The organism is Vulcanococcus sp. (genome assembly GCF_044369115.1).
GTDB lineage: Bacteria > Cyanobacteriota > Cyanobacteriia > PCC-6307 > Cyanobiaceae > Vulcanococcus.
Genome location: NZ_JBIPMN010000041.1, coordinates 1 through 15,856, shown reverse-complemented (window position 1 = coordinate 15,856; position 15,856 = coordinate 1). Strand labels below are relative to the sequence as shown.

The 15,856-nt window shown below is 65.2% G+C and carries 18 protein-coding genes; 8 read left to right on the top strand and 10 right to left on the bottom strand.

Annotation, left to right across the window (positions count from 1 at the left end):
• Positions 1-450: chorismate-binding protein (locus tag ACIQ2E_RS04650; protein ID WP_398326867.1), on the top strand; the 450-nt coding region annotated here is incomplete at its 5' end.
• The gene (locus tag ACIQ2E_RS04645) at positions 447-1,262 is read left to right on the top strand and encodes an aminotransferase class IV (protein WP_398326864.1); all 816 of its coding nucleotides are present in this window, start codon (positions 447-449) and stop codon (positions 1,260-1,262) included. The genes ACIQ2E_RS04650 and ACIQ2E_RS04645, both read left to right, overlap by 4 nt.
• Positions 1,263-1,274: 12 nt before the next feature.
• Here ACIQ2E_RS04645 and ACIQ2E_RS04640 read toward each other — a convergent pair whose 3' ends face one another.
• Positions 1,275-1,757 carry a hypothetical protein gene (locus ACIQ2E_RS04640; RefSeq protein ID WP_398326861.1) on the bottom strand — a complete coding sequence of 161 codons (483 nt, stop codon included), beginning with the start codon at positions 1,755-1,757 and terminating at the stop codon, positions 1,275-1,277.
• Between the two features lie 73 nt (positions 1,758-1,830).
• Here ACIQ2E_RS04640 and ACIQ2E_RS04635 point away from each other — a divergent pair, with 73 nt between their 5' ends.
• Positions 1,831-3,426, top strand: a complete 1,596-nt coding sequence (locus ACIQ2E_RS04635; RefSeq protein WP_398326858.1) for an APC family permease — start codon at positions 1,831-1,833, stop codon at positions 3,424-3,426.
• Here the strand turns inward: ACIQ2E_RS04635 and urtE are convergent.
• From urtE to ureE, 9 genes are all read right to left on the bottom strand, one after another.
• Complete coding sequence (gene urtE / locus ACIQ2E_RS04630) at positions 3,416-4,123, bottom strand: urea ABC transporter ATP-binding subunit UrtE (RefSeq protein WP_296367309.1); 708 nt, start codon at positions 4,121-4,123, stop codon at positions 3,416-3,418. The two genes, ACIQ2E_RS04635 and urtE, sit on opposite strands and share 11 nt — an antisense overlap.
• Positions 4,120-4,905, bottom strand: a complete 786-nt coding sequence (gene urtD, locus ACIQ2E_RS04625) for an urea ABC transporter ATP-binding protein UrtD (RefSeq protein WP_398326855.1) — start codon at positions 4,903-4,905, stop codon at positions 4,120-4,122. Before urtD ends, urtE begins: the two co-directional genes overlap by 4 nt.
• Positions 4,905-6,059 carry an urea ABC transporter permease subunit UrtC gene (gene urtC / locus ACIQ2E_RS04620; protein ID WP_398326852.1) on the bottom strand — a complete coding sequence of 385 codons (1,155 nt, stop codon included), beginning with the start codon at positions 6,057-6,059 and terminating at the stop codon, positions 4,905-4,907. Before urtC ends, urtD begins: the two co-directional genes overlap by 1 nt.
• Positions 6,060-6,062: 3 nt before the next feature.
• A complete protein-coding gene (gene urtB, locus ACIQ2E_RS04615) occupies positions 6,063-7,220 on the bottom strand; it encodes an urea ABC transporter permease subunit UrtB (protein ID WP_398326850.1) in 1,158 nt (385 codons plus the stop codon).
• 134 nt (positions 7,221-7,354) lie between these two features.
• Positions 7,355-8,647 (bottom strand): urea ABC transporter substrate-binding protein, encoded by a 1,293-nt coding sequence (urtA, locus tag ACIQ2E_RS04610; RefSeq protein WP_398326847.1) that lies wholly within the window; start codon positions 8,645-8,647, stop codon positions 7,355-7,357.
• A gap of 181 nt (positions 8,648-8,828) precedes the next feature.
• A complete protein-coding gene (ureG, locus tag ACIQ2E_RS04605) occupies positions 8,829-9,434 on the bottom strand; it encodes an urease accessory protein UreG (protein WP_398326844.1) in 606 nt (201 codons plus the stop codon).
• On the bottom strand, positions 9,434-10,438 hold the full coding sequence (locus ACIQ2E_RS04600) for an ABC transporter substrate-binding protein (protein WP_398326841.1): 1,005 nt from the start codon (positions 10,436-10,438) through the stop codon (positions 9,434-9,436). Before ACIQ2E_RS04600 ends, ureG begins: the two co-directional genes overlap by 1 nt.
• A gap of 90 nt (positions 10,439-10,528) precedes the next feature.
• Complete coding sequence (locus ACIQ2E_RS04595; RefSeq protein WP_398326838.1) at positions 10,529-11,206, bottom strand: urease accessory protein UreF; 678 nt, start codon at positions 11,204-11,206, stop codon at positions 10,529-10,531.
• Positions 11,203-11,706 carry an urease accessory protein UreE gene (ureE, locus tag ACIQ2E_RS04590; protein ID WP_398326835.1) on the bottom strand — a complete coding sequence of 168 codons (504 nt, stop codon included), beginning with the start codon at positions 11,704-11,706 and terminating at the stop codon, positions 11,203-11,205. Before ureE ends, ACIQ2E_RS04595 begins: the two co-directional genes overlap by 4 nt.
• 107 nt (positions 11,707-11,813) lie before the next feature.
• On the opposite strand from ureE, the gene ACIQ2E_RS04585 reads away from it, so the two are divergent.
• From ACIQ2E_RS04585 to ACIQ2E_RS04565, 5 genes are all read left to right on the top strand, one after another.
• Positions 11,814-12,740: an urease accessory protein UreD gene (locus ACIQ2E_RS04585; RefSeq protein ID WP_398326832.1), complete on the top strand. Its 927-nt coding sequence runs from the start codon at positions 11,814-11,816 to the stop codon at positions 12,738-12,740.
• A 114-nt stretch (positions 12,741-12,854) separates the two neighbouring features.
• Positions 12,855-13,157: an urease subunit gamma gene (locus ACIQ2E_RS04580; RefSeq protein ID WP_296446678.1), complete on the top strand. Its 303-nt coding sequence runs from the start codon at positions 12,855-12,857 to the stop codon at positions 13,155-13,157.
• A 22-nt stretch (positions 13,158-13,179) separates the two neighbouring features.
• Positions 13,180-13,497 (top strand): urease subunit beta, encoded by a 318-nt coding sequence (locus ACIQ2E_RS04575; RefSeq protein WP_398326829.1) that lies wholly within the window; start codon positions 13,180-13,182, stop codon positions 13,495-13,497.
• Between the two features lie 26 nt (positions 13,498-13,523).
• A complete protein-coding gene (gene ureC, locus ACIQ2E_RS04570; RefSeq protein ID WP_398326826.1) occupies positions 13,524-15,236 on the top strand; it encodes an urease subunit alpha in 1,713 nt (570 codons plus the stop codon).
• 86 nt (positions 15,237-15,322) lie between these two features.
• The coding region (locus ACIQ2E_RS04565) for a circularly permuted type 2 ATP-grasp protein (protein ID WP_398326823.1) at positions 15,323-15,856 on the top strand (534 nt) is incomplete at its 3' end.

Genomic DNA, 15,856 nt, shown 5'->3' with positions numbered 1-15,856 from the left:
GTGATGATCGTGGACCTATTGCGCAACGACCTAGGCCGCGCCTGCGTGCCCGGCTCGATCCATGTGCCCCAGCTGGTGGGGCTGGAGAGCTACGCCCAGGTGCACCACCTCACCTCGGTGGTGTGCGGCCAGCTGCAGCCCGGCCTCAGCTGGGTGGATCTGCTGCAGGCGGGCTGGCCGGGCGGCTCGATCAGCGGCGCCCCGAAGCTGCGGGCCTGCCAGCGCCTGGCGGAGCTGGAACCCGTGGCCCGCGGCCCCTACTGCGGATCGCTGATTCGCCGCGACTTCGACGGCAGCTTCGACAGCAGCATCCTGATCCGCACCCTGCTGCTGCAAGGCAGGCAGCTGCGCGGCCATGCGGGCTGCGGCATCGTGGCCGACTCCGATCCCAGCGCTGAAGCCAGCGAACTGGGCTGGAAGCTCAATCCACTGCTGGAGGCCCTGGCATGAGCCCGCGCAGCATCGCCTGGTTCGAGGGCCACTGGGGCGAACCACAGCAGCTCCGGCTGCCACTGAGCGATCGCGGCCTGCAACTGGCCGATGGATTGTTTGAAACGGTGCTGGTGCTCGATGGCCGCCCGCACTTGCTCGAGGCCCACCTCCAGCGCTGGCAGCGCAGCGCCGAATTGTTGGCGATGGCGCCACCACCAGAGGCATCTGCCCTGCATCCCCTCATCAAGGAAGCGATCCAGCGAGCGGAGCTCCCGGACGGCAGCGGTGCCCTGCGCCTCAACTGGAGCCGCGGCGACGGCAGCGGCCGCGGCATCGAGCTACCGGACCCCGCGGCTCCACATCGCTTCTGGCTGCAGCTCACTCCACACGAGCCCAACTTCAGCCCGCTAGCGGCGATCGTGAGTCGCCAGGAACGGCGCAACAGCAACAGCCTGCTGAGCCGTTGCAAAACCTTCGCCTACGGCCAGGCGATCCAGGCGCGGCTCGAGGCTCATCGCGCTGGCGCGGATGAAGCCCTGCTGTTGGCCAGCGGCGGTGAGCTGTGCTGCAGCACCACGGCGAACCTCTTGATCCGGCGCCAGGGCCAATGGCTCACGCCGGCGTTGAGCAGTGGATGCCTACCGGGGGTGATGCGCGCTCAGCTGATCGAACGGGGCCTGGCCGAAGAGGCCAACCTCTCCCCGACGCCACAACCCGGCGACAGCTGGCTGTTGATCAACAGCCTTGGATGCCGCCCCCTCAGCCGCGTGGATAGCCATCCCTTGGAGCTCCACCCCAGCGCCGCAGCGCTGTGGCGGAGCCTGCTCTGAGCGGTTCGTGCCTCAGTTGCAACCCTGCACGGAGATGCGATAGGTGAAGCCCGTGGCGGCCTGATCAGCGCTGGCACCGATCTTGAAGTTCACCTGGCTCACGGTTTTGCCGGGCACAGCCTGCACATCCCACTGGCGGCCGGTTCCCACCTGGGGGGCATACGACTCATTGATCACTTGCAGGTTGGAACCATCGGTGAACTTGAGATAGCCCTGGATCGGATAGGTGGCGCTCACCGAGGAATTCGCGGTGAAGAACAGCTTGTAGGAGCTGTAGGGCTGGGTCACGAAGAAATCCGTGTTCCAGTTGGGTCGGCTGAAGGGCAGTGGATTGCCGGCACCGATGGTTTTGGTCACGATGTTGGTCACACCGTTACCGCCCACGGGTGCCAGGAACTGGCAGCTCTGAGCCGAAGCGGGAGCGGCGGCCGTGAGGAGGCAGCCACTGGCGCAAACCACGGCAACGCGGGCAAGGGAGCGCAGGGATACCGACATCAGCAGGATTGATGAACTTCAGCCCCGATTGTGCACGGAATCCCAGACAGTGGATACAGCGATTGATCGGTTGTTGACGTCAACCAACGCACCAGCCACGCCACCAGACACGCTGCGGCGCAGCCTGGGATTGCGCAGCCTCACCCTGGCCGTGGTGACGAGCACCATCGGCTCGGGCTGGCTGTTCGCACCGCTCTATGCGGCTCGCTTTGCCGGGCCCGCCAGCCTGCTGGCTTGGCTGGCCGGTGGTGTAATGGCCTTCGGCCTGGCTCTGGTGTTCGCCGAGCTCGGCTCCCTGGTGCCGAGTTCCGGAGCGTTGGCCCAGATCCCGCTGCTCACCCATGGCCGCTGGGCTGGCTTCATCGGTGGCTGGTGCGCCTGGATCGCCTACCTCACCCTGCCCACCATCGAAGTGTTGGCGATGGTGCAATACCTCGCCAGCAGCCTGCCCTGGCTCACGGCCGATGGCGGCCAGGGGCAGGTGCTCAGCTCGGCTGGGCTCGGCTTGGCGGTGGTGCTGTTGGTGCTGATGGCTTGGATCAATCTCGCCGGCGTGAGCTGGCTGGCCCGCTGGATCGATGGGCTCACCAGCTGGAAGCTGGTGGTGCCGCTGCTGGTGTCGCTGAGCCTGATGCTCACGGCGGGGCATTGGAGTAATCTCAGCCTGCACGACGCAAGCCAGAGAGCCGAACTCGCCGGGGTGGTGAGTGCCATCGGCGGAGGCGGCATCCTGTTCAGCCTGTTGGGGTTTCGCACCGCCATGGATCTGGCGGGCGAAGCACGCAACCCCCAGCGCAACGTTCCTCTAGCCATGGGCATGGGGCTGGGCATCTCCCTGGCGATCTATCTGATACTGCAGTTGAGCTTTCTGGTGGCGGTGCCGCCCCAAGCGCTCAGCCAGGGTTGGGCGCTGCTGCAACTGAGCAACCATGGCGGCCCTCTGGTAGCCATTGCTATGGGCCTGGGCCTGGGCTGGGTGGCAACCCTGCTGCTCAGCGACGCCGTGATCTCACCGGGCGCCACCGCCATGACGTACATGGGCGTGTCAGCGCGGGTGGCCTGGATGATGGGCCGGCTTGGCCTCCTGCCAGAGGCCCTGGCGCGGCTCAACCGCCAGGCGGTGCCGGCCGTGGCTCTGGTCTTGAGCCTGGCGATCGGCGTGGCGATGTTGTTGGGGGGTCCCAGCTGGCAGCGGGTGGTGAGCTTCCTCACCGCCACGCTGGTGATCGCCCTGGCGGTAGGCCCCGTGAGCTTGATCGCTCTGCGCCAGCAAGTGCCCCGGGCGCCACGGGCGTTCCGATTGCCGATGGCTGAGTTGGTTTGCCCACTCACCTTTGTGGCGGCGAGTTGGGCCGTGCAGTGGTGCGGCCGCAGTGCCCTCGAGGGTGCCGTAAGCCTGGTGGTGGTTCCAGCGCTGCTGTTTGGGCTGCTGCAGCGCCAGCGCAGACGCACCCTTCACGCCGCTTGCGGGAGCTGGTGGTTTGTCTATCTGGGGGGGCTACTGCTGATCGCCGAGCTCAGTGGTGCGGAAGGGCCACTGCCAGGAGGCGACATCGGGCAGCTGCTGATCACGGCAACCTTTGCCCTGGTGCTCTTCCCGATCGCGGTGCGTGCACGGCTACCCCGGGCCTCCAGCGAGGCCCAGGTTGCCGTGGAGCTCACACCGTGAGGAAACGATCCACCACGTCTTTGCTGAGCTCGCTGGTGGGACCGCTGGCCACGATGCCGCCGCGCTGCATGGCGTAGTAGCGATCGGCCTGGCGCACGAAGTGCAGGTGCTGCTCCACCAGAAGCACGCTGATCCCGGTGGCCTCGATGATCCGCCGCACCGCCCGCTCGATATCGAGCACCACCGAGGGCTGAATGCCTTCGGTGGGTTCATCGAGCAACAGCAGCTTGGGCTTGCCGAGCAGGGCCCTGGCGATGGCCAACTGCTGCTGCTGACCACCAGAGAGGTCGCCGCCGCGGCGGGCGAGGAACTTCTCGAGGATCGGGAACAGCTCAAACACCAGCGGATCGATGTGGCGATTCTTGGCCAAACCGCCAGGCAAAGCTTCCAGACCCAGCAGCAGGTTCTCGCGCACCGTGAGCTGAGGGATGATCTCGCGGCCTTGAGGCACGTAACCCACTCCCACGCGAGCGCGGGCATGGGGCGGCCGGCCGGTGAGCTCACGGCCTTCCAGCTGGAGATCACCACTGCGCTGCTGCAGCAAACCGATCACGGTTTTGAGCAGGGTGGTTTTGCCCACGCCATTGCGGCCGATCAGGCAAACCATCTCGCCGGCAGCAACGTTGAGATCGACATCCCGCAGGATGTGGCTCTCGCCGTAATAGACGTTGAGACCACGAATATCGAGCAAAGTCACGCCTCATCCCCCTGAGTTTCACTGCCGAGATACACCTCAATCACCCGTGGATCGTTCTGCACCTGATCCATCGATCCTTCACAGAGCACATGGCCCTCATGCAGCACCGTCACCGGGGCCTGCAGATCGCGGATGAACTCCATGTCGTGCTCAATCACCAGCACGGTGTGATCACCAGCAAGTTGCTTGAGCAGATCCGCCGTGCGGGCTGTTTCCTCATCGGTGAGGCCCGCCACCGGCTCATCCACAAGCAGCAGCTCGGGATCCTGGGCCACGAGCATCGCAATCTCCAGCCACTGCTTCTGGCCGTGGGAGAGGCCACCCGCAGGCTGTTGGGCCTGGCGCTCGAGCCCCACCACCGAGAGCAGATGCTGCACCCTGTCGCGTTGCTCGCTGCTCAGGCTGCCGAACAGCAACGCAGCAGGACCATGGGGTCCGCGCACGGCCAGCTCCAGATTGCGGCGCGGGCTGAGGTTCTGATACACACGCGGTGTCTGGAACTTGCGGCCGATCCCCAGGCGAGAGATGTGGTGCTCGCTGCGGCCCACGATCGAGCGACCGCGAAACACCACATCGCCGCGGGTGGGCTTCACCTTGCCGGTGATCACATCGAGGAAGGTGGTTTTCCCAGCACCGTTCGGGCCGATCACCGCCCGCAGCTCACCCGGGGCGAGCTGCAGGTTGAGATCGTTCAGGGCGAGAAACCCGTCGAAACTGACGGTCACGCCCTGCAGTTCAAGCAGATTCATCGACGACTGACGAGACATTGGCGTGCTGGTCATCAACCCTGGCCTCCACCGCGACGCTCGAGTTGGTCTTGCTCCGCCGCCACCTCCGGATCGAGATCAAGGGCGGGATAGGTGGCTGTGCGTGGCGGCCAACCCACCATGGCGATCAAGCGGCCGGGGCCACCCTGGCGCCACCAACCCACCAGACCATCCGGCAGCGCCAGCACCACCAACAGGAATAAACCACCCTGGATGAACAGCCAGGTTTCCGGCAGCGCTTCACTCACCAGGCTCTTGGCGTAGTTGATCAGCACCGCACCCAGCAGGGCACCGATCAAGGTGCCGCGGCCGCCCACCGCCACCCAGATCACCATCTCAATCGAGAAGGGAACGGCCATGTATTGCGGCGAAACGATGCCCGACTGCACCGTGTAGAGCGCACCGCTGATGCCCGCCAGCGCACCAGCCACGGCGAACACCACAGTTTTGTAGGCGGTGGGGTTGTAGCCGGTGAAGCGCAGACGCGGCTCGTCATCGCGAATCGCGATCAGGGCATCACCGAAGCGGCCATGGGTAAGCCAGCGGCAAAGCAGATAGGCCGCCACCGTGATCACCAGCGTGAGCCAGAACAGATTGCGCTGCATGGCGTCGCTGCCGATCAGCTCACCGAAGATGCGTGCGGTGGATGTTTTGAGACCGTTGGTGCCATTGATCAACTTCTGCTGGCCATTGAAGAAGTTGAAAAACACCAGCAGAGCCGCCTGGGTGAGGATCGAGAAGTAGACCCCCTTGATGCGGTTGCGGAACACCAGATAACCGAGCACTCCGGCAACCAGGGCTGGAATCAGCCAAATCGCGACAAGCGTGAACAGCGGTGAAGTAAAGGGCTGCCAGAAGGCCGGCAGGCTCTTCACACCATAGAGCGAGAAAAATTCAGGAAGTTCACCAGGCTTGAGCTCATTGAGCTGCAAATACATCGCCAGGGCGTAGCCACCCAGCGCGAAGAAGATGCCCTGGCCGAGGCTGAGCATGCCGGTGTAGCCCCAGATCAGATCCACACCCAGGGCCACGATGCCGAGGGAGAGGAAACGCCCCAGCAGATTGAGCCGGAAAGGAGGCAGCACCACCGGCAACACCAAGGCCGCCAGCACAATCAAGGCCCAGGGCAGCCAACGCCGCAAATTGCGGGAGGAGAGCAGATCCGCCATCGATCAGACCTCCACCATGCGGCCTTTCTGCGGGAATAGACCGGCCGGTCTGATCTGCAAAAACACCACGATCAAGGCGAACACCAGCACCTTCGCCATCGAGGTGGTGGCAAAGAAGGTGATCACCGCATTCAGCCCTTCCGGCATGGCGGGCCACACCAACAGCAGGGAGCCGGAGCCCACCACATAGCTGAGGATGCCGATGCCCAGGGCCGCCAGCACCGTGCCGGCCAGCTTGCCCACGCCGCCGAGCACCACCACCATGAAGCAATCCACGATGTAGTTACCGCCCAGATTCGGGCCGACTGAACCGAGCAGGGTGACTGCCACGCCAGCGACACCGGCCAAACCGGAGCCGATCAGGAAGGTGAGCGCATCCACTTTCTCGGTCGGAATGCCGAGACAATCGCTCATCGTGCGGTTTTGAGTGACCGCACGAATGCGCATGCCCCACACGCTCTTCTGCAGGAACCAGTTCACCAGCAGCAGCGCGATGATGGTGAGGGCGATGATGAACAGACGGGCGGCAGGCATATTCACCACGCCCACATCAATCGATCCCCGCAGCCACTCCGGGGCCGTCACGTCGATGTTGCGGGCGCTGAACCAAGGCTGATCAAACACCCGTTGCTCGCCGAGCACAGAAGCGATCACCACACCCACCAGGCCGGTGACAATCCAACTGCCGGTGCCCAGCAGGGGCGTCCAACGCTGTTGCCACCAGGCTTTCGGTGTGAACCGCGGCACGAAGATCCCAGCCACCACGGCCACCACCAGACCGATCGCAAAGGCGCTGGAAACGGAACGCACGAATTGCTGCAGGATCAGGCTCACACCCCAGGTGGCCAACAACGTTTCCAGCGGACGCCCGTAAAGGCGCCGGATCACCGTTTTCTCCAACAGCAATCCCACCAGACCACTCACCAGGAAGGCCAGGGGCAGGGCCACCAGGATGTAAATCGGGAACAAGGCTTCCGGCAGCACCGCCTTGAAAATGTTCTGCACCACGAAGGTGGTGTAGGCGCCGAGCATCATCAACTCGCCGTGGGCCATGTTGATGACACCCATCAGGCCAAACACCACCGCCAGACCCAGTGCAGCCAGCACCAGAACCGAGCCGATGGCCAGGCCGTTGAAGAGTGTGTCGTAGAGAAGATCCATCGCGACCAGCTGGGGTCTCAGGCAAAGAGAAAAGAGAGGCGAGGGAAGCAAAAAGGGGGAGATCGCTCTCCCCCTAACCCTCAATGGATGTCAGATCGAGAGGTGAGATTGCCGAAGCGCTCTCACCGTTGAGATCACATCTTGTACTTGCCAGCGTCAGGACGGTTCTGGGTCCAGTCGCAGGTGTAGCCCTTGGTTTCGGGCACGTACTGGTTCCAGGCCACAGGCTTCACGAAGCCTTTGTCCTCGAGGATCTTGAACATGCCATCCTTCTGCACCTCGCCGATCAGCACGCGCTTCTCCACGTGGTGGTTGGGCATCACGGTGACCTTACCTTCGGGAGCATCGAAGCTCACACCGATCAGCGCTTCACGCACCTTGTTGTCGTCGACGCTGTTGGCCTTCTCGGCAGCAGCAGCCCATAGGTACACCATCATGTAAGCGGCTTCAGCAGGGTCGCTGGTGACGCGCTTATCGCCGTACTTGGCCTTGAAGTTCTTGGTGAACTCCTTGGAGGCGGGAGTGTCTAGGCTCTGGAAGAAGTTCCAGGCGGCGTAGGTACCTTCGAGGTACTCCGGACCGATCGCAGCGATCTCCTCTTCGGCAATCGAGAAGCTCATGATCGAGTAGCCGTTGGCCGGAGTGATGCCGGCAGCCTTCATCTGCTTGAAGAAGGCAACGTTGCTATCGCCGTTGAGGGTGTTCACGATCACACCACCCTTGGGCATCGCCTGCTTGATCTTGGCGATGATCGGAGCTACTTCGGTGTTACCCAGAGGCAGGTAGTCCTCACCCACCACCTTGCCACCGTTGGCCTTCAGCTGCTCCCGCATGATGGTGTTGGCGGTACGTGGATACACGTAGTCCGAACCCACCAGGAAGAAGTCTTTGCCCTTGTTCTTCAGCAGCCAATCCACGGCGGGCTCTGCCTGCTGGTTGGGAGCAGCACCGCTGTAGAAGATGTTCTTGGAGCACTCCTGACCTTCGTACTGAATCGGGTAGAAGAGGAAGTGATCCTTGGCTTCGAACACCGGCAGCATCGCCTTGCGGCTGGCGGAGGTCCAACCGCCGAACACGACGGCAACCTTGTCCTGATCGATCAGCTTGGTGGCCTTCTCAGCGAAGGTGGGCCAATCGGAAGCGCCGTCCTCTTCAACGGGAACGATCTTCAGCTTCTTGCCATCGATGGTGATGCCGCCTTTGGCATTGATCTCATCGATCGCCATCAGCTCGGCTTCGGCCACCGTGTTCTCGGAGATGGCCATGGTGCCGGAGCGGCTGTGAAGGATGCCCACCTTCACTTCGCCGTCGAAATCTCCACCAGCTTTGTCACCGCCGCCGCAGGCCACCAGCGAGAGGGAGGTGGCGAGGAGCGTGGCACCGCCCAGCAGACGCAGCGAAGTCTTTCGCATCGAAGGGGACGTCATGTAAGGAAAGTCACAGAAGAGCTGCCGCCGGTCAGCGGTGAGCGGAACGTATCGGCGTGAGCAGTCGGCCTTTGGTATCGATCAGCACCGTTTGCCAAACCCGTGAGACTCAAGGCCTCGCAAGGGGTCTCGGCAAGGTTAAGGAAAGATTGCGTCTGTCTCCGTTGCTACAAAAAGCACTTCAGTTGGGCAGTTGCTGCAGCACAAATGCCTCCACCTGTTCAAGCCCCTCACCGGAATGAAGGTTGGTGAAACACCACGGCCGGCCCGGGCGCATCCGCTCGGTATCGCGCTGCATCACGTCCAAGCTGGCACCCACCATCGGAGCCAGATCGATCTTGTTGATCACCAGCAGATCGGAGCGCGTAATGCCAGGACCTCCCTTGCGGGGAATCTTGTCGCCAGCGGCCACATCAATCACATAGATGCATAAATCCACCAGCTCCGGGCTGAAGCTGGCGGCCAGGTTGTCGCCGCCGCTCTCCACCAGCACCAGATCCAAACCGGGATAAGCCGCCTCCAACTCCACCACGGCAGCGCGATTGATCGAGCAGTCTTCACGGATGGCGGTGTGGGGGCAGCCCCCGGTTTCAACACCGCGAATCCGCCCGGGCTCCAGCGCACCGGCACGGGTGAGGAACTGGGCATCCTCCTGGGTATAGATGTCGTTGGTGACAACCGCCAGCTGCAGCCGATCCCGCAGCCGCCGGCACAACGCCTCCACCAAAGCGGTTTTCCCGGAACCCACCGGACCGGCCACCCCAACCCGCAAACGACTGGATGTCATCAGCGCACCACCCGATCAGCTCGCAGCAGTAAATCCTCCGGCACCGTGACACCGATCGCCTTAGCGGTGGCCAGGCTCACCAACAAATCGGTGCTGGTGAGGGGTTGAAAGGCCATCTGCGCTGGTGACTCGCCGTTGAGCACCCGAACGGCGAGCTTGCCGGCCGCCAGGCCGTCATCGCGGTAGTTCCAACCAATCACCGCCAGGCAACCGGGGAGCTGCAGATCCGGAGGATCCACGGAATACACAGGAAGGCGGTGCTCGAGGCCCACCTTGCAGATGGCCGCGAAGGCCTCAATCGTGGCGTAATCGCCGATCTTCACGAACGCCTCCACCTGCTGCTCCACGAGCCTCTTGGCGGCCTGGGGCACCTCGCCGGCGTTCGCCACCGGCTGCTCCACCACGGTGATGGTGCGCCGGGCGGCCTCCTGGCGCATCAGCGCCGCCTCGTAGCTGGAGTTGGCTTCAGCGGGATTGAAAATCAGTCCCACCCGCTTGAGCTCAGGCTCGATCTCGCGGGCCAGATCGAGCTCTTTGCCCACAGGATTGGTTCCCACGGTGCCCACCACGTTGGGGCGGTGCTGCCCCACGCCACCGGGGGGTGTGCCAGCACCAGCGCCCCAGGGATTGGAGCAGTAGCAGAACACCACCGGCGTGGTGGCCGGCATCACCTGCATGGCGGCCTGCAGCGGCGGCGTGCCCACGGCCAGCACCAGATCCACCGCCTCCCTCAAAAACTGCTGCATCACCACCGTGGTGTTGGCCGGCAGGCCCGCCGCATCACGCCGCAGGTAGCTCACGGTGTCGCCCTCGCGAAATCCAGCCGCAACCAAGGCCTGCTCAAACCCCAGACGGGTGAGGTTGGGGGGCTGAGCATCCACCATCTGCAGCAGCCCGATCAACGGCCGGGGTCCGCGTTGCCCGCGGCTGCAGGCGGCCAGCAGCAGCGATCCAGCCAGGCCTGCAGCGCCACCAAGCAAAAAGCGGCGGCGAGGCAGCGTCATGGCACGGGTCAAGGGTCTATCCGCACTGTGGCGCTGGCCGCATGCAGCGGCAATGGCAAGTGCGCTCCCCCGCGCGCCGTGGCAGCGCGATCAACTCCGAAACAGCCGCGAATAGAGCTCGTTGTGCTGCAGCTGGGCCAGGCCCGCTCCGATGCCGCCGTTCCAGAGGCCATGCGGATCCGAGCCCGCCAGCGCCGCGGCCCGCTCCGCAATGAGCGGTGCCAGGTGGAGCTGGAGGCGTTGCCCCTGGGTGGGGCCCAGGGGCACCAGCCGCACAGCTGCACTGATCTGATTGGCAACCCAGCTGTAGAGGTAGGCCTCCTCCAATTCAGGCGAGGCAATCTCCAGGCTCACCGCCGCCCAGGCAAACGCCCCGGGCCATGCCAGTGCCCCATCTCCGGGCAAAGGGGATCCCAGATCAGCGAGTAGCTGCAGCAGCGACTGCCCCATCTGGCGCTGCTGCGCCCGCACCTCGGCTGCTTCCCGTTGGGCCAGCAACCAGCGATCGAGCTCCGCCGCCGCGGCCAAAGCAGCCGGCTCCTGCCGGGCAGCCCGCAGCGCCACTTGCAATCCAGCCAGGGCAGCGGCCTCCACAGCAACGGCACCGCGCTCCAATTCAGCGCGCAACCAGTGCTCCAGCGGCTCCACCCCGGCCACAGCGGCGCGCTGCACCAGCACCTCAAGGCCTTCGGAGTAGCTGAAGGCACCCACCGGCAGCGCTGGGCTCACCAACTGGAACAGCCTCAGCCGGGCGGCAGCGCTGCTCACGGGTGGGAATGGCCGTGATCGTGATGGCCGTGGTGGTGATGCCCCAGGCCTTCGTAGGCGCCGGCTTCAGGCTGAAACGGCAACTCGGCCAGCTGCACCGCCAGCCCTCGTTGACGCAGCAAATCGGCCAACACGCTGTCTTGGAGAAGCACCAACCGATCGGCGTGCAGTTCCATCGCCACATGGCGATTGCCCAGGTGATAAGCCACCTGCAGCAGGGCCAAGGGATCGGTACTGCGCACCTGCATCACGGGTTCGGCCGCGGCCGCCACCTGCACCTGGATCCGGCCATCGGCAGTGGTCAGGCGCTCGCCGGGGCGCAGGGCCGCGCCGCGAGGCAGTTGCAGCAGCAGATCCAAGCCGCAGGCGGAGCGGCGATGCCCCCGCAGGCTGGTGCGTTGATCGGCCGCCAGGGGCAACTGCAACACCGTTCCCACCGGAGGGAGAGGAGCTTGATCGCTCAAGCGCTCCACCAGTTGGATGGCAGCTGCGTGCGACATCAGGTGGATCAGATCGGCGGAGTGAGCTGCACCCTGGCGGGCGCTGGGGTGCCACTCTGTGATCATCGCTACCCAAGCGGCGCAGCAGCGGCCGGGAGCATGCGGCCATGAACGCCACCCTCTGCGCCAACACGCCACCTGCCGCCACAGACGGCTGGTGCGGCACGGCCTCGCTGCAGTTTCAGCAGCGCCACGGGCGCACCCAGTTCCAGGGGGGCGCCAGCGCTCCGCTCAAGCTGATGCGCAGCAGGGCCCAGAGCAGCGGCCACTGCGAACTGCCCCTGCTGCACACCGCCGGCGGGCTGGTGGGCGGCGACCAGCTGCAGCTGCAAGTGGAGCTCGGCGCGGGCAGCCGCGCCCTGCTCACCAGCGTGGCGGCGCAGAAGGTGTATGGCAGCGTGCGCCGGTCGCGCCGCCAGCCGCAGGGCAGCTGGGCCCAGCAGCGGCTGGAGGTGCGGCAGGCGGCTGGCAGCGATCTCGAGTGGCTGCCGCAGGAGCTGGTGCTGTATGCCGATGCCCTCTACGAGCAAACCCTGCAGGTGGAGCTGGCCGAGGGGGCGAGCTTTTTGGGGATGGAGGTGGTGCGGCTGGGACGCACCGCCGCAGGCGAGCGTCTGGGCGAGGGCTGCTGGCGCTCCCGCACGGAGATCCGCCGCTTGGCCACCGCCAGCCAGGGCGAACGCTGGGAGCTGGTGGATCGCCTGCAACTGAGCGGTGAAGCCCTAAATGCGGAGCACGGCATGGCCGAGCAACCGGTGTTCGGCTCGCTGGTTTGGGCGGCGCCTGAGCACATCGAGGCCCACGCACTGCAGCAGCTGCTCGAGCAAGCGCGCGAAGCCCGCAACGGGCTGGAGGGATCGATGGCCTGCGGTGCTTTGGATCAGGGGCTGGTGGCTCGCTACCGCGGCCCTTCCAGCCAGGCGGCGCGGTTCTGGTTCTGTCGGATCTGGGCGCTGCTTCGGGCGCAGCGGGGGCAGGATCCGCCGGAACTGCCGCGGGTGTGGCCGTTCCAGGAACAGCCGCTCCAGCCCTGAAGCCAGCTGCCGATCACGGCCGCAGATCATTGTTCAAGCTGAACATGGGCTGCACCAGCCAGCGATCAGAGTGCTGGTCTTGACTGAACTGAGCGTTCAGGCCCGCCCTTCGCCATGCATCTATCCCCTCAGGAGAAGGACAAGCTCCTGATCGTGACCGCAGCCCTGCTGGCGGAACGGCGCCTCAACCGCGGCCTCAAGCTCAACCACCCCGAAGCGGTGGCCTGGCTCAGTTTCCAGGTGCTGGAAGGCGCCCGCGATGGCAAGAGCGTGGCCGAGCTGATGCAGGAGGGCACCACCTGGCTCAGCCGCGAGCAGGTGATGGAGGGCATCCCCGAACTGGTGCATGAGGTGCAGATCGAAGCGGTGTTTCCCGATGGCACCAAGCTCGTGACCCTTCACGACCCGATTCGCTGACCACCCACGCCGCACCCTCTCCATGGCACCGCTCATCCCCGGCGAACTGATCCCCGAACCCGGCGAGCTCGAACTCAACGCCGGCCGCCCCGTCACCACTCTGCTGGTGGCCAACACCGGCGATCGACCCGTGCAGGTGGGATCCCATTTCCACTTCTTTGAGGTGAATGCCGCACTCGAGTTCAACCGTGAAGCCGCCCGCGGCCTGCGGCTGGATATCCCCGCCGGCACCGCTGTGCGCTTTGAACCCGGCGACAGCCGCGAGGTGCAGCTGGTGCCCTTCGCTGGCCATCGGCGCATCTTCGGCTTCAACGGCCTGGTCAACGGCCCCCTCGATTAACGCGCGTCCCACGCACCCAGCTCCCCATGCCCTATCGGATCTCCCGCCGCGCCTACGCCGAGACCTACGGCCCCACCACCGGCGATCGCCTGCGGCTGGCCGACACCGAACTGATCCTGGAGGTGGAGCAAGACTTCACCGTCTACGGCGATGAGGTGAAGTTCGGCGGCGGCAAGGTGATCCGCGATGGCATGGGCCAGGCCCAGACCACCCGCGCCGATGGCGCCGTGGACACGGTGATCACCAATGCCCTGATCCTCGACTGGTGGGGCATCGTGAAAGCCGACATCGGCCTGCGCGACGGCCGCATCGTGGCCATCGGCAAGGCGGGCAACCCCGACACCCAGGCGGGGGTGACGATCGTGGTGGGTCCCGGCACCGAGGCGATCGCCGGCGAGGGCCACATCATCACCGCCGGTGCCATCGACACCCACATTCATTTCATCTGCCCGCAACAGGTGGAGACCGCCCTGGCCAGCGGGGTGACCACCATGCTCGGCGGCGGCACCGGCCCGGCCACGGGGTCGAACGCCACCACTTGCACTCCCGGCGCCTTCCACATGGCGCGGATGCTGCAGGCGGCTGAAGGCCTGCCGATGAACCTGGGCTTCTTCGGCAAGGGCAACGCCAGCACCCCCGAAGCGCTCGAGGAGCAGATCCGCGCCGGCGCCATCACCCTCAAGCTCCACGAAGACTGGGGCACCACGCCCGCCGCGATCGACTGCTGCCTCTCGGTGGCGGATCGCTTCGACATCCAGGTGGCGATCCACTCCGACACCCTCAACGAAGCCGGGTTCGTGGAAGACACGATCCGCGCCATCGGCGGCCGCACGATCCACACCTTTCACACCGAAGGGGCCGGCGGCGGCCATGCGCCCGACATCATCCGGATCTGCGGGGAAGCCAACGTGCTGCCCAGCTCCACCAACCCCACGCGCCCCTACACCCGAAACACGCTCGAGGAACACCTCGACATGCTGATGGTGTGCCACCACCTCGATCCCCGCATCCCAGAAGACGTGGCCTTCGCCGAATCGCGCATCCGCCGCGAAACCATCGCCGCCGAAGACATCCTCCATGACATCGGCGCCTTCTCGCTGATCGCCAGCGATTCCCAGGCGATGGGCCGGGTGGGCGAGGTGATCACCCGCACCTTCCAGACCGCCCACAAGATGAAGGTGCAGCGCGGCGCCCTGGCGGGCGACTCAGAACGCAACGACAACACCCGCCTCAAGCGCTACATCGCCAAGGTGACGATCAACCCGGCGATCGTGCACGGCATCGACCACCAGGTGGGCTCGGTGGAAGTGAGCAAGCTGGCGGATCTGGTGCTGTGGAAGCCCGGGTTCTTCGGCGTGAAACCCGAGCTGGTGATCAAGGGCGGCTCGATCGTGTGGGCCCAGATGGGTGATGCCAACGCCTCGATCCCCACCCCCGGCCCGGTGCACGGCCGGCCAATGTTTGCCGCCTTCGGCAAGGCCCTCGCCCCCAGCTGCCTCACCTTCGTGAGCCAGGCCGCCCTCGACGATGACGTGCCCCGCCGCCTGGGCCTGGAGCGCCTCTGCGTGCCGGTGCAGAACACCCGCGGCGGCATCAACAAGGCGTCGATGAAAAACAACACCGCCCTGCCCAAGGTGGAGGTGGACCCGCAGACCTACGAGGTGTTCGCCGACGGCGAGCTGCTCACCTGCGAGCCGGCCGAGGTGCTGCCGATGGCGCAGCGTTATTTCCTGCTCTGATCGCTCCCCAACCCTGCACTTCCGTAGCAACAGCCACCTGGAGGGGCCAGACAGCTCTGCATGATCTCGCCACCGCAGGCTCGGCGATGTTCACCGACTACCGGCCCAGCAAGGGCTACGACGAATATTTCAGCGCCAGCGAAGAGCCCCGCAGCGCGCTGCAGCCACTGCTCTCCTCCCTGGGCGCCCTGGGGCTGGAGCAGCTCAACCGCAATCACGTTGCGGCCGGCATGCTGCTGAAGCGGCTGGGGGCCACCTTCCGCCTCAACGATTCCGGCACCCGCGGCGGTGAGCGCATCCTTCCCTTTGATCCGCTGCCGCGCCTGATCGGCTCCAGCGACTGGGACCTGCTGCAGCGCGGCCTGATCCAGCGCCTGGAGGCGATCGATCTGTTTCTGGCGGATGTGTACGGCGATCAGGCCATCCTTCGCGATGGCGTGATCCCCCGCGAAGACCTGGAGACCTCCCAGGGCTGGCGGCCGCAGCTGCGTGGTTTCAAGCCTCCCCTGGGCAAGTGGTGCCAGATCTCCGGCCTGGATCTGGTGCGCGATGGCGCCGGCACCTGGCGGGTTCTGGAAGACAACCTGCGCTGCCCCTCGGGGGTGGCTTACTTCCTCGAG

Excerpts from the sequence above, each read along its gene's own strand:
- ACIQ2E_RS04645 (WP_398326864.1), top strand. The coding sequence starts at position 447 with ATGAGCCCGCGCAGCATCGCCTGGTTCGAGGGCCACTGGGGCGAACCA.
- ACIQ2E_RS04640 (WP_398326861.1), bottom strand. The coding sequence starts at position 1,757 with ATGTCGGTATCCCTGCGCTCCCTTGCCCGCGTTGCCGTGGTTTGCGCC.
- urtD (WP_398326855.1), bottom strand. The coding sequence starts at position 4,905 with ATGACCAGCACGCCAATGTCTCGTCAGTCGTCGATGAATCTGCTTGAA.
- urtC (WP_398326852.1), bottom strand. The coding sequence starts at position 6,059 with ATGGCGGATCTGCTCTCCTCCCGCAATTTGCGGCGTTGGCTGCCCTGG.
- urtB (WP_398326850.1), bottom strand. The coding sequence starts at position 7,220 with ATGGATCTTCTCTACGACACACTCTTCAACGGCCTGGCCATCGGCTCG.
- urtA (WP_398326847.1), bottom strand. The coding sequence starts at position 8,647 with ATGACGTCCCCTTCGATGCGAAAGACTTCGCTGCGTCTGCTGGGCGGT.
- ureG (WP_398326844.1), bottom strand. The coding sequence starts at position 9,434 with ATGACATCCAGTCGTTTGCGGGTTGGGGTGGCCGGTCCGGTGGGTTCC.
- ACIQ2E_RS04600 (WP_398326841.1), bottom strand. The coding sequence starts at position 10,438 with ATGACGCTGCCTCGCCGCCGCTTTTTGCTTGGTGGCGCTGCAGGCCTG.
- ureE (WP_398326835.1), bottom strand. The coding sequence starts at position 11,706 with ATGTCGCACGCAGCTGCCATCCAACTGGTGGAGCGCTTGAGCGATCAA.
- ACIQ2E_RS04585 (WP_398326832.1), top strand. The coding sequence starts at position 11,814 with ATGAACGCCACCCTCTGCGCCAACACGCCACCTGCCGCCACAGACGGC.
- ACIQ2E_RS04580 (WP_296446678.1), top strand. The coding sequence starts at position 12,855 with ATGCATCTATCCCCTCAGGAGAAGGACAAGCTCCTGATCGTGACCGCA.
- ACIQ2E_RS04575 (WP_398326829.1), top strand. The coding sequence starts at position 13,180 with ATGGCACCGCTCATCCCCGGCGAACTGATCCCCGAACCCGGCGAGCTC.
- ureC (WP_398326826.1), top strand. The coding sequence starts at position 13,524 with ATGCCCTATCGGATCTCCCGCCGCGCCTACGCCGAGACCTACGGCCCC.